Origin of the sequence: Curtobacterium sp. MCLR17_031 (assembly GCF_003234775.2) — a bacterium.
Classification (GTDB): domain Bacteria; phylum Actinomycetota; class Actinomycetes; order Actinomycetales; family Microbacteriaceae; genus Curtobacterium; species Curtobacterium flaccumfaciens.
Genome location: NZ_CP126270.1, coordinates 592,269 through 604,865 on the forward strand (window position 1 = coordinate 592,269; position 12,597 = coordinate 604,865).

General features: G+C 72.5%; 12 protein-coding genes. 9 read left to right on the forward strand and 3 right to left on the reverse strand.

What is annotated here, in order from left to right:
* The first annotated feature begins 33 nt into the window (after positions 1-33).
* A complete protein-coding gene (locus DEI96_RS02955; RefSeq protein ID WP_156155336.1) occupies positions 34-198 on the forward strand; it encodes a hypothetical protein in 165 nt (54 codons plus the stop codon).
* Positions 199-301: 103 nt separating this feature from the next.
* Here DEI96_RS02955 and DEI96_RS02960 read toward each other — a convergent pair whose 3' ends face one another.
* Positions 302-475, reverse strand: coding sequence for an antitoxin (locus tag DEI96_RS02960; protein ID WP_111022788.1), 174 nt, complete (start codon positions 473-475; stop codon positions 302-304).
* 210 nt (positions 476-685) lie between these two features.
* Between DEI96_RS02960 and DEI96_RS02965 the strand changes: the two genes are divergently transcribed.
* The 8 genes from DEI96_RS02965 to DEI96_RS03000 all read left to right on the forward strand — a co-directional run bounded on the left by DEI96_RS02965 (position 686) and on the right by DEI96_RS03000 (position 10,978).
* Complete coding sequence (locus DEI96_RS02965) at positions 686-2,020, forward strand: adenylosuccinate synthase (protein WP_017886319.1); 1,335 nt, start codon at positions 686-688, stop codon at positions 2,018-2,020.
* A gap of 2 nt (positions 2,021-2,022) precedes the next feature.
* On the forward strand, positions 2,023-2,580 hold the full coding sequence (locus DEI96_RS02970; RefSeq protein WP_258372752.1) for an arsenate reductase/protein-tyrosine-phosphatase family protein: 558 nt from the start codon (positions 2,023-2,025) through the stop codon (positions 2,578-2,580).
* Between the two features lie 158 nt (positions 2,581-2,738).
* A complete protein-coding gene (locus DEI96_RS02975) occupies positions 2,739-4,541 on the forward strand; it encodes a S53 family peptidase (protein WP_111022790.1) in 1,803 nt (600 codons plus the stop codon).
* Positions 4,538-7,219, forward strand: coding sequence for a hypothetical protein (locus DEI96_RS02980; RefSeq protein ID WP_284183625.1), 2,682 nt, complete (start codon positions 4,538-4,540; stop codon positions 7,217-7,219). Before DEI96_RS02975 ends, DEI96_RS02980 begins: the two co-directional genes overlap by 4 nt.
* A gap of 109 nt (positions 7,220-7,328) precedes the next feature.
* Positions 7,329-7,820 carry an SRPBCC family protein gene (locus DEI96_RS02985; protein ID WP_111024283.1) on the forward strand — a complete coding sequence of 164 codons (492 nt, stop codon included), beginning with the start codon at positions 7,329-7,331 and terminating at the stop codon, positions 7,818-7,820.
* A gap of 188 nt (positions 7,821-8,008) precedes the next feature.
* The gene (locus tag DEI96_RS02990; RefSeq protein WP_111024282.1) at positions 8,009-8,983 is read left to right on the forward strand and encodes a CPBP family intramembrane glutamic endopeptidase; all 975 of its coding nucleotides are present in this window, start codon (positions 8,009-8,011) and stop codon (positions 8,981-8,983) included.
* The gene (locus DEI96_RS02995; protein WP_111024281.1) at positions 8,970-10,310 is read left to right on the forward strand and encodes a sensor histidine kinase; all 1,341 of its coding nucleotides are present in this window, start codon (positions 8,970-8,972) and stop codon (positions 10,308-10,310) included. The genes DEI96_RS02990 and DEI96_RS02995 overlap by 14 nt, the downstream gene beginning before the upstream one ends.
* Positions 10,307-10,978: a response regulator gene (locus tag DEI96_RS03000; RefSeq protein ID WP_111024280.1), complete on the forward strand. Its 672-nt coding sequence runs from the start codon at positions 10,307-10,309 to the stop codon at positions 10,976-10,978. The genes DEI96_RS02995 and DEI96_RS03000 overlap by 4 nt, the downstream gene beginning before the upstream one ends.
* A gap of 31 nt (positions 10,979-11,009) precedes the next feature.
* Here the strand turns inward: DEI96_RS03000 and DEI96_RS03005 are convergent, their stop codons facing one another.
* Together DEI96_RS03005 and DEI96_RS03010 are read right to left on the reverse strand one after the other, a co-directional pair.
* On the reverse strand, positions 11,010-11,504 hold the full coding sequence (locus DEI96_RS03005; protein ID WP_111024279.1) for a hypothetical protein: 495 nt from the start codon (positions 11,502-11,504) through the stop codon (positions 11,010-11,012).
* A 32-nt stretch (positions 11,505-11,536) separates the two neighbouring features.
* Positions 11,537-12,397, reverse strand: a complete 861-nt coding sequence (locus DEI96_RS03010; RefSeq protein ID WP_111024278.1) for an SGNH/GDSL hydrolase family protein — start codon at positions 12,395-12,397, stop codon at positions 11,537-11,539.
* Positions 12,398-12,597: the final 200 nt, after the last annotated feature.

Below are 12,597 nucleotides of genomic sequence, written 5' to 3' on the forward strand. Positions count from 1 at the left end.
ACAAACTAGTGAAGTGGTGCCAGTGTGGCTCCCATGCAGAGCACGCTGAACCAGCTCCGGTCCAACCCGGTCGAGTGGCGCCGTCGTGGACTCACCCCGCCGGACGTCATCCAGGCCATGATCGAGCAGCGCCTGGCTGAGCCGGGGCACTCCCAGCCCGTCGGCGACCCGTCGTACCAGGACTTCTTCCGGAGCTGATCCGCGTCGGCCGGGCGATTCGGGACGCACCGGCGGACAGACGGGAGGCGCGGTGCCAGCTGGCACCGCGCCTCCCGTCCCGTTTCTGGTGACGTCTCGGACGTCACTTGCCGATCTTGCCGTCGGCCGCGTCCTCGGCCTTGCCGATCTGGTCGCCGTGTCCGCCGCCGGTCGCCTTGTCGGCCGCGTCGCCCGCCTTGTCGAGGCCGGCGTCCGTTGCCTGCTCGCCCTTGTCACTGTCGGCGAAGTCCTTCGCCTTGTCTCCGATGCTGCTCATGTCGTGCTCCTTCCGCGTCGTGGATCTGGACGCGTCCGACCGTGCTCCGACCGATCCGGACGGACATCCAGGTGCGCCGGATGTGGACAGGCGGCCCGCCGTCCATAGGACGTCACAGCGGGTGACGCGCAGGTGACCAGCCGATAGACTCGGGTGGACCACCGGCCCGGACGGCCGTGTGCGGTCCTCCGCCAACGTGAGGAGAACCAGATGCCCGCAGCAGTCATCATCGGAGCCCAGTGGGGCGACGAGGGCAAGGGGAAGGCCACCGACCTCCTCGGCTCCCGCATCGACTACGTCGTGAAGTTCAACGGCGGCAACAACGCCGGCCACACCGTCGTCGTCGGCGGCGAGAAGTACGCCCTGCACCTGCTGCCCTCCGGCATCCTGACGCCCGGCGTGACCCCGATCATCGGCAACGGCGTCGTCGTCGACCTCGAGGTGCTGTTCCAGGAACTCGACGCCCTGCGTGCCCGCGGCGTCGACGTCTCGAAGCTGCTCGTGTCGGCCAACGCCCACGTCATCACGCACTACCACCGCACCGTCGACAAGGTGACCGAGCGGTTCCTGGGCAAGCGCCAGATCGGCACCACCGGTCGCGGCATCGGCCCGACCTACGCCGACAAGATCAACCGCGTCGGCATCCGGATCCAGGACATCTTCGACGAGAACATCCTGCGCCAGAAGGTCGAGGCCGCGCTCGACCAGAAGAACCACCTGCTGGTCAAGGTCTTCAACCGCCGTGCGATCGACCCGGAAGAAGTCGTCGAGTCGCTGCTCTCGTTCGCCGAGCGCCTGCGCCCGATGGTCGCCGACACCGCGCTCGAGATCCACCGTGCGCTCGAGCGCGGCGAGACCGTCCTGTTCGAAGCCGGCCAGGCCACCATGCTCGACGTCGACCACGGCACCTACCCGTTCGTCACCTCGTCGTCCGCGACCGCCGGTGGCGCCGCGACCGGTTCGGGCATCGGCCCGGGCAAGCTCGAGCGGATCATCGGCATCGTCAAGGCGTACACGACCCGCGTCGGTGCCGGTCCGTTCCCGACCGAGCTGTTCGACGAGTCGGGCGAGTTCCTGCGTGCCAACGGCTTCGAGTTCGGCACCACCACCGGCCGCCCGCGGCGCTGTGGCTGGTACGACGCCCCGATCGCCCGCTACACGGCACGCATCAACGGCGTGACCGACTTCGTGCTCACCAAGCTCGACGTCCTGACCGGGCTCGAGACGATCCCGGTGTGCGTCGCGTACGAGGTCGACGGCGTCCGCGTCGACGAGGTCCCGGTCAACCAGTCCGACTTCCACCACGCGAAGCCGGTGTACCAGGAGTTCCCGGGCTGGACCGAGGACATCACCGGAGCCCGCACCTTCGACGACCTGCCGAAGAACGCGCAGGACTACGTCCTGGCGATCGAGGCGATGTCCGGCGCACGGATCTCCGCGATCGGTGTCGGCCCCGGCCGTGACGCCATCGTCGTGCGGCACGACCTGCTCGGCGACGACGAGCGTGCCGACCAGCGCGCTGGCGAGCGCACCGACGCAGCGTGACGATGCGGATCCTGTTCGTCTGCAGCGGCAACATCTGCCGGTCGCCGCTCGGAGCGCAGGTCCTGACGGCACGACTCGGCCCGGACGCCCCCGCGTTCGTGGTCGAGTCGGCCGGCACCATCGCCGACGACGGCGCCGCGATGGACGCCGCCGCGGCCGAGCAGTCCGTCCGGCTCGGGGGCGACCCCTCGGCGCACCGGTCGCGGTACCTGACCGCCGAGATCGTCGCGAGCGCTGACCTGGTGCTGACCGCCGAGCGATCGCACCGTGCAGCCGCCGTCTCCCTGGCGCCCCGGGCCTCCAAGCGGACCTTCACGATCAAGCAGTTCGCGCGGGTGCTCGCCGGCCTCGAGCCCGGTGACCTGGCCGACGTGACGACCCCGCAGGAACTCGTGGAGCGCGTCGCCCGGCTTCGCGGCACCGTCCCGCCGCCCGCCGACCCGGCCGACGACGACGTGGACGACCCCTACCGTCGCTCGACGGCGACGCATCAGCGCGTGGCCGACGAGGTCGACGTGGCCCTGACGAGCATCGCGGACGCATTGCGCGCCGTGGTCTGACCCCCTGACGGACAGGAGGCCCGGTGTCAGCTGACACCGGGCCTCCCGATTGTCTGTACTGCTCGTGTCCTGCGAGTGATAACGATTCTCAGTTGCATGTAAGGTCGCTGTGGCAGCGCGCAGCGCTGCGTCCCCGCCTCTCAGCAGACCAGGAACCCATGCGTCCACGCTTCCTCATCGGTGCGCTCGCGCTCGCCGTGATCATCCCCGGCGCGCTCCTCGTGCGTCCCGCACCGCCCTCGCCCGACCGACCGCTCGCGGACTCCGTCCCCGCCTGGACCGCACACGCCGAGCGCGGTGACCCGGTGACCGCCGACGAGTTGTCCCTCACCGTCCTCCTTGACCCCGTGCGCCTCGACCGCGCCCCGGCCGTGGCGACCTGGTTGCGCGGTGCCGGGCTCCACGTCGGCCCCGTCGAGCGCTCGATCGCATCCCTGCCCGTTCGCGGGACGGCCGCGCGCATCGCGGACGCCTTCCACACCTCCTTCGCGCGGTGGGACGTCGCCGGACAAAGCGCCGTGGCACCGGTCCGCGCCCTCGCCGTGCCACGCGGGCTGACCGCCGTCGTCGGCGTGTCCGGAGCCGTTGACTCCGACGCCGTCCGACCGACCGAGACGACCACTGCAGCAGCGGTGGCACCCACCCCGGCACCGGGTGAGGCCGTCCCGCGACCGCCGGTCCTGGCCGACGACGGACAGTGCGCAGCATGGTGGGGCGAGCGCCTCACGACGGACTGGCCCGCATCGGTGCCGGTCACGCACCGATCGAACGCGCTGTGCGGGTACCAGCCGGCCCAGTTGCGCGAGGTCCACGACGTGCCGGCCGGGTACACCGGACGCGGCGCGACCATCGCGATCGTCGCCGCCTACGACGACCCCGACGTCGAAGCGAACACGGACACCTACTTCCGGGCGGCGGGCGCCCAGCCGTTCCGCTCGGGGCAGTACCAGCACCACGCTCCGGCGTCGCCGGACACCTCCCGCTGCGGCGGGCCGCAGAGCTGGACAGAGGAGCAGCACCTCGACGTGCAGGCGGTGCACGCGATGGCCCCCGACGCCGACATCGAGTACTGGGGTGCCGACGACTGCAGCACCACCTCGTTGTTCTCGCGGATCCTCGACGTCGTCGAACACGGCAGTGCGGACGTCATCAGCCTGTCGTTCGGGTCCACCGAGGACCTGGACACCGCGGACGACCGGACGCTGCTGAACCGGGTGCTCGTCGAGGCGGGGGCCCGGGGCATCTCGGTGTTCGCGTCCTCCGGCAACGACGGCGACAACAGCGCCGTCGGTGACCACGACTCCGGCCCCGACGTGTCGTCGCCGGCGTCCAGCCCGTACGTGACCGCGGTCGGAGCGACCAGCACCGGGCTCGCACGTGACGGTTCCGTCGCGGTCGAGGCTGGTTGGGAGACCGAGACCCGCTTCGCGCGCAACGGTGCCCTCATCCCGCCGGGCTTCGCGTACGGCGCCGGCGGCGGCCAGTCCGACGTCTACGACCGACCGACGTGGCAGCGCCAGCTGCTCGACGAACCGGGGACCGGGCGACTCGTCCCCGACGTCGCGTCGATCGGCGACCCCAACACCGGCTTCGTCGTGTACGGGCCACACAAGGGCGTGACCGGCTACGTCACGCACGGCGGCACGAGCCTGGCGACGCCGATGGTCGCCTCGATGGTCGCCATGGCCAAGGCCGCCACGGGGGTCCGGATCGGGCTCGTCACGCCGATGCTCTACGAGATGCTCGGGACCGACGCCGTCCGCGACGTCCGCCCCGCTTCCGCTGCCACCTGGTCGCCGCGCGGGCCCGATGCCGGAGCGCTGTGGCCCGAGACCCTGTTCCTCTGGGACACCGGCCGGCAGGGACTCCGGTCCGCACCCGGCTGGGATGACGTGACCGGGGTCGGCGTCCCCGCCGGCCGCGCCTTCTTCACCGCGTTCGCCGAGGAGGCCCGCCGATGACCGATCGTCCACGCACCAGTTCCGTCATCGCGCTCGCGGCCTCGGCGCTGCTCGGCATCGGCCTCGTGGCGCCCATGCTCGCGCTGCCGGCCAGCGCGGACACCGCGGCCGACGGCACCACCCTCGCCGCCGCGTCGGGCGTCGAACTGACCGACATCGACGGTGGCACGCTCACCGCACCGACCCCGGCCGTACGCTGGGACTCGGGCGACCCGACGGTGGCCCGGGTCGACACGACGCAGGACGTCCTGAAGCTCAACACCACCCGCACGAGCGGTCTGCGCTCGGAGGCCGGCCCGGACGGGGCGACCTCGACGATCGCGAGCGGGGAGTTCACCCTGCGCGATCGTCCCCCCGTCGTGTTCACCGGACTCCGCGCCGCGTGCACTCCCGGCGGTACCCCCGCGGTGTCGTTCGACCGCCTGACCATCGACGGCGACGACGTCACCACCGAGGCCACCGCGACGCCCGGGTGGAGCCGCGACCTGCCGGAGTCCCGTTACGGCGCCACCAAGGTCGTCGTCGGCAGCACCACGACGGCCGCCGACGGCACCACGACGACGGTCGCGCTCCGCATCGACGCCGAAGCCGGTGCCTCCGAGATCTGGCGCGTCCGTGCCGGATTGGTCTCCTGCGCGGCGGGTGACCGCTGGCCGGCACCCACCCCGACGCCGACGCCGACGCCGACGCCCACCCCGACCCCGGCTCCGACGCCTGATCCCGCGCCGCAGCCGACCCCGGCCCACGGCGACGCCCTGGCCACCCGGAGCGTCAGCGGTGTGCAGGTGACTGCCCCGGACGGAACCGTGCTCATCGACGGGCAGCCCACGGTGACCGGCGTCGCGAAGCGCACCGCCGACCGGGTCGACGCTGCCGACGGTTCCCCGTCGACCGCACGTGGGGTCACCGTCTCGACTGCGGCGGACGGTACTTCGGACGTGCACCTCGACTCGTTCGAGCAGATCCCCGACCGGGCCTCGGACCCGGTCGCGGAGTACCGCTGGCCAGCGCTGCGCGTGTACGGCCTCGACGCCCACCTCACGCCGGAGGGGACGATGACCGTGGACTTCGCGAACGAGTCGAACGCGGTGTTCGTCAACGGGGTGTGGATCAACACCGCCACCGACCTGTACACCGGCGTCGACGCTGACGGCAAGGAGCGGGTCAGCGTGGCCTTCGGGGAGCGCACGGTGCACGCGGACGGCAGCACGACCCTGACCGCGCTGCACTACCGCGACCTGACGGGGGCGCACCCCGACGTGCGGCTCGGCGCCGTCACGATCCCGGCGAGGGCGAGCAGCCCGACGGACGCTCGGGTCACCGCCGCCTTCGGGGTGGGCGTCCGGGGGACGGACGGTACGGCGCTGGTCGCCCCGCAGCCGCGGATCACCAGTGCCGGGGAACACCGTTCCGCCGCCCGCATCGACGCGACCGCCGGCTACCCCGCCCGGGCAACCGACGTCACGGCGGCGATCGGGGACGACGGCGACACCGCGACCATCTCGGTCGGGCACTTCGAGCAGATCCCGGACGAGGCCACCGACCCCGTCGCCGCCTACCGCTGGCCGGCACTCCGCGTGAACGGGTTGCACGCCGAGGTGACGGCGGCCGGCACGATGACGGTCTCCTTCGACGACGAGTCGAACGCCGTGTTCGTCAACGGGGTGTGGATCAACACCGCCACGGACCTGTACACGGGGCTCGCCCCGGACGGGACCGAACGGGTCCGCGTCCACATCGGCGAACGGACCGAGAACCCGGACGGGACCGTCACGCTCACGGCGCTCCGCTACGAGGACCTGACCGGGACGCACCCCGACGTGCTGCTCGGCCAGGTGACGTTGGCGGCGGCGCAGCCCGCCCCGGACCCGACCCCGGGAGGGGGCGGCACCACGCCGACACCGGAGCCGCACGACCCGGCCATCGCACGCTGGCACGCCTTCGCACTCCGGGCATCCGGACCGAGCGACGTCCCGGCACAACCCGTCGCTGCGCCCGCCGCCGACGGCACCACCGTGACCGAGCGGGCGGACGAGGTCGGGGACGGCGCCACCGGACAGCTGCGTGTCGACGGGGTCACGGTGCGGTCGGCGAGTGACCGCGGCGAGGTCCGACTCGAACGGGTCGTCCTCTACCCGGGCACGAGCATCGCCGGCGAGCTCCGTGACGTCCGTGTCCGGGTGACCCACGGCGGTGCCACCGTGACGACCGCGGGTGGGCAGATCGCGGGCACCACCATCCCGGCGGGCACGATCCGGGCGAACACCCGGATCGCCCTGCCCGGCGGGCTGGGGAAGGTCGTGCTCAACGAGCAGCGGACCCGCGGGCGGGACCGGACCGTCACCGCGCTGCACCTGAGCGACCCCGCCGGGTTGGCAGCCGACGTGTCGGCAGCGGTGGTCACCACGGCAAAGGTCGATCCGCCCGCGAACGGCGGGAATGGCGGGCAGGGCGGCGGCAGCGCAGCCGGAGGCCCGGGCAACGAAGCGGCTCCCGGTGCCCTGACGCCGGACGGCACGAGCCCGGCCGGTACGAGCGGTACGAACGGCATCGGGACGGGCAGCGGAGACCTCGCGTTCACCGGTGCCTCGCTCCTGCCGGGCCTCATCGCGGCGGTGCTCCTGCTCGGTGCGGGTACCGCGATGGTGGCGCTGCGGCGTCGACGGCGCGTGCGCTGACCGCAGGCCCGCGGGATCGCGGGACGTCAGGCCCGGTGCCGGTCGGCACCGGGCCTGACGTCCGCCGCGTGGGGGAGGCCCGCGCGACCGCCACGTGCGAGGATGATTCATGCCCGTCGTCGAGTCCCGCTGCGTCGTCCCGGTCGAGCCCGACGTGGCCTTCGCCGTCTCGCAGACACAGGGGGCGATCCGGAAGCGTTGGGACCCCTTCATCCGCCGCCAGCACCTGATGGACGGGGCCACCGTGCCGGCGAAGGGCGTCCGGACGTACACGGTGCAGCGGTTCGGGCTGGCGATGGAGAGCGAGTACGTCTCGTACCACCCGCCGTCGAACGTGGGGATGAAGATGACGAAGGGCTCGTGGTTCTTCGAGCGGATGGGCGGAGGATGGCGCTTCCAGGCGGCTGAGGGGCAGCCCGGGCACACCCTCGCGACCTGGCGCTACAACTTCACGTGCCGGCCGAAGTGGCTCGCCCCGATCGCCGAGCGCATCGGCGTGCTGGTGCTGCAGCGGGACATCGACCGGCGCATCCGGGGGTTCGCCCGCGGCTGCGAGGACCCCGTCGTCCTGGCCCACGTGGCCGCACAGCGCGCTACCTGACCGGACCCGCGAGACGTCGGGGTCCTGCGGGCCGAGTCGGTTCGGAAGACGCCGTCGTCGAGCGATGACGACGGCGTGTTCAGGAGTGCCGAACCGAGCGAAAGGCGCTTGCATCCTTCGATGGAACTCCCGCAGGTGCATCCCGAAGCCGGTCGTTCCCGAGCGCGCTGGTTCCTAGCGTCGTGTGCATGACGAACACCACCGAAGTCCGGCCCACCGCCGGCACCGCAGCCCGCGACCGAGGGGGTGTCCGCGGCCTCATCGCCCGGCACCCGCTCGTGTCCTTCTTCACCATGGCACTCGGCCTGAGCTGGCTCGCGTGGGTGCCGTACATCCTGTCGCCGCACGGCATGGGCGTGTGGGACATCCACTTCCCCGAGGTCCTGGGCAGCGCTCAGTTCACGGGCGTCCTGCCCGGTGCGCTCCTCGGCCCGTTGGGCAGCGCGTTCATCGTCACCGCGGTCGCCGACGGTCGCGCGGGGCTCCGCCGCTGGGTGGGACGGCTGTTCCGCTGGCGGGTCGCCTGGTACTGGTACGCACTGGCGCTCGTCGTCGTGCCGGCCCTGATCGTCGTGTCCGCGCTGCCGTTCGCCGGTGGCGACGTGCGGGCTCCCTCGGCCCTGGCCTTCGCCATGCTCGTGCCCGGCCTGATCATCCAACTGTTCTCGACCGGCCTGAGCGAGGAGCCCGGCTGGCGCGACTTCGCCCTGCCCCGCCTGCAGCACCGCTTCGGGGGCCTCGGCGCCGCCGCGATCCTCGGCCCGATCTGGGCGCTCTGGCACATGCCGCTGTACTTCAGCGACTGGGGCGGCTGGCCGAACGCGCACTGGAGCGAGCCCGTCGTGTTCGCCCTGTTCACCATCACCTTCAACGTCGTGATGATCCAGGTCTTCAACAAGACCCGCGAGAGCCTGCCCCTGGCCCTGCTGCTGCACGTCGGCGTGAACAACACGATCTCGACGCTGTTCCCCGAGATGTACCCGAGCATGACCGCCGGCACGCTGATGATCGGCCTGACGATCATGTCGACGATCGCCGCCGTGGTGCTGCTCGCCGTGACCCGTGGCCGCCTGGGCTACGACCCCGCCCGACGCGCCCTGCCCCTCGACGCACCGGTCCCCACCCGCGCCCGCCTCGTAGGATCCAACGATGGCACCCGCTGAGCACGACGCGCTGCGCGCACCGGCCGAGCCGGCAGCGCAGCGCGCCCGCCGCGTCGACGTCCTCGTCGCCCTCGGCACGGCCGTCGTCGCCCTCGGGCTGCTGCTCGGTCTGCCGCCGCTGGACGCCCTCGAGCCGGACGGCCCCGCCCTGGCGATGCGGGTCCCCGCACCGTTCACCCTGGCGTGGAGCATCCTGGCCCTCGGCCTGCTGGCCCAGTCGGCCGCCCTGCTCGCCGCCCGCCGGGCACCACGCACCGTGCTGATCGTGGTCGCCGCCCTGCCGGTGGTGGTCGCGGCGCTCGCCCCGGAGTCGTCCGACCTGTTCGGCCTCACCGCACTGCCCGTGGTCGTCGCCGTCGTCCTCGCCGCACTCCGCGTCCCGCTGGCCCGCCTGTGGCCGACACTCGTGGTCGCCGCTGCCCTGGTGGCAGCCGGCAGCGCGGTGCTGGCCGCCGTCGCCGGTGGCGCGGGCCGCGGTGACGTCTCGACGGCCCTCACCGGCTCGCTCGGGCAGGGCGTGCTGCAAGCGATCGGCGCGGTCGGCCTGCCCCTGCTGGTCACCCTGCTCGTGCAGTCCCGCCGCGAGGTCCGCGTCGCCCGCACCGCCGAGGCCAGCGCCGTGAACCGGGAGCAGGACGCCCTGGTCGACGCCGCGGTGTCCCGTGAACGTGCCGCGATGGCCCGTGAGCTCCACGACATCGCCGCCCACCACCTGTCCGGTATCGCCCTGATGGCCGCCGTCATCGACCGGCAGATCGACGCGGACCCGGAGCGTGCCCACGAGGGCGCCCGCCAGGTCCGCGAGCAGAGCACCGCCGTGCTCGAGGACCTCCGCCGCCTGGTCGGCCTGCTCCGGGACGACGCTCCCGCCGAGCGCGCCGTCGAGACGGTCGCCGGGATCGTCGACCTGGCCGAACGTGCCCGGTTCCGCAGCGACGTCCGGCTCGACGTGCTGCCGGGGGACCGCCCGCTGGCCGACGGCGTCGGCCCGCTCGCGCAGCTCGCCGCCTACCGCACCGTCCAGGAGGCACTGGCCAACGCCGCCCTGCACGCCCCGTCCGCCCCGTGCACCGTCACCATCGACGACCGCGACGTGACCCGGGTGGTGATCCGGGTGGAGAACGCACCGGCCACCGTGCCGGCAGCGGGGACCTCTCCCTCGGGCGGCAACGGCCTGCGGGGGATGCGCGAGCGGGCAGACCTGGTCGGGGCGCGCCTCCAGACCGGCCCGACCGCGACCGGCGGATGGCTGGTGGAGCTGGCGCTCGGCCGGGAGGCACCTGCCGCGCCCACGCAGGCCGCCGACGGCCCCGGGGTGGTCGCGTGATCCGCGTGCTGGTCGCGGACGACCAGCCCCTGGTCCGCGCCGGGGTGTCCGCGCTCCTCGGTGCGGAGCCGGACATCGAGGTGGTCGGTGTGGCCGCCGACGGCGGCGAGGCGCTCGCGCTGGCGCGCGAGACGCGACCCGACGTCGCCTGCCTGGACATCCGGATGCCGGTGATGAACGGCATCGAACTCGCCCGGATCTTCTGCGCACCGGACGCCGAGCCGGCGATCCCCGCGCTCATGCTGACGACGTTCGACCTGGACGACTACGTGTTCGGGGCGCTCGAGGCCGGTGCCTCCGGGTTCCTGCTCAAGGACGCCGAGCCGGACACGATCGTCGACGCCGTGCGGCAGGTCGCCGCGGGCAACGGCACGCTCGACCAGGCCCTGACCCGGCGGGTGCTGCGGGAGTTCGTGTCGCGGCGGAGCCTGCAGCCGGTGTCCGGCGACCGGGCCGACGGTGTGCTGACCGCCCGTGAGCGCGAGGTGCTCCTGCTGCTGGCGCAGGGGATGTCGAACGAGGAGATCGCCGTAGCCCTGGTGCTCGAGGTCTCGACCGTCAAGTCGCACCTGGCGCGGATGCTGCCGAAGCTCGGGGTGCGGTCGCGGCTGCAGGCCGTGGTGTGGGCGTACCAGAACCGGATCGTGACGGTGCCGGAGCAGCCGTAGCGGGCCCGGTGGCAGCCGGCGGGCTGTGGCGTCAGTCGGCGGGCCGTGGCTCGGCGGCGCCGGGGACGACGAGCTGCCAGACGTCGTCGTCTCCGTCGTGGGAGAGGTACAGGCGGAAGGCGCCGTCGTCGGCGAGGGGGTCGCCCGAGAGGTACTCGACCGGTTCGCCGCTCGTCTCGCACTCGTCCGAGGTGCTGATCACCTGGATCGTGTCGCCGGGGGCGACGGCGTCACCCTTCGTGACGTCGGTGACCGTCGCCTCGTACACCTCGTAGATGCCCTGCGGTTCCACGGTGCGGTCGGTCTTGGTGACGTCGGCGTCGACGACGAGTTCAGCGGCGTCGCGGCGTTCGGCCGGGGTCTTCAGCTGGACGTAGTCGGTGCACCCGGTGCTCTGCACGTTGTCGTCGTTGCTCGAGTTCGTGGGGGCGCCGGTGCCGCTGCCGACTTCGGGGGCGCAGCCCGCGAGGGTGCCGCCGAGCACCACGACGAGTGCCACGACCGGTGCGATCCGTCCCCACTGCATGGGGCGAGTATGGCTCACGACGCGACCGGGGGCTAGCCCGCTGCGCCCTTGGCGCCCTCTGCGGCGATGTGGATCGCCTGCTGCATCCGGATCGAGACCTTCTTGGACATCGCGACCGTCGGGTGGACGCCGTCGTAGGTGCGCGAGGACGGCCAGCCGCCGTCGAGTCGGCGGTCGGCTGCCCACGGGTCGACGAACATCCAGCCGCGGGTGAGTGCGTGGTTCTGCAGGTCGCGGTTCAGGATCTCGCCCTGCTTGCGGCGGTCGATGTGCTTCTTGCTGTAGTTCGTGATGTTCGACGGCGCGATCGCGGCGATCACGACGTGGCGCGCGCCGACCTTCTTCGTGATCTTGTCGATGTTGTTCAGGATCGACTTCGTGCTGTACCCGTAGCGCAGGTCGTTCGTGCCGGCCATCACGACGAGGACGTCGGCATCGTGCGCCGAGCTCCGTTCGAGGATCCGCGTCGAGGTGGCTCCTCCGATCGAGGTGCCCCCGACGTTGGCCATCGTCGGGTCCTTCAGCTGCCGCATCCACGAGGCGTCCATGGCCGTGAGCGAGTCGCCGGCGTAGGTGAACGTCAGCTTGCTCGGTGTCGGAGCGGGCGTCGGGGTCGGCACCGGTTTCGGCGTGGCCGTCGGGGCGGTGCTCGGCGCCGGGGCGCTGGTCGGAACGGGCGTGGGCTCGCTCGGCTGGCTCGGCTGGCTCGTCGGCTCCGTGGTCGGGGACGGTGCCGGAACGTCGGTCGGCGCGGGGGCGGGGGCGCTCGTCCCGGTTCCCTCCACGGCGGTCGCGGTGTTCGGGACTGCGGCGAGCAGGGTGCCAGCGAAGACGGCGACGGATGCGGCTGCGGCGATGAAGGGCAGGCGGGAGGAGCGCTGGTGGTGAGGCAACGTGAGCTTTCGTTTCGGGTGCGAACTTCACCACCCTAGAAGTTCCGTGACATGTCATCTTCCCCCAGGTCTGGGGGGCCGCACGGCTCGCGCTCCGCGGACAGACAGATCGTTCCCCGTGCTACACGATCCGGTCGCTGTCCGGGGAACGCGCGTTCCCGTTCGGGGGACTGTGCACCGACGCGTCTGGCTGGTGCAGT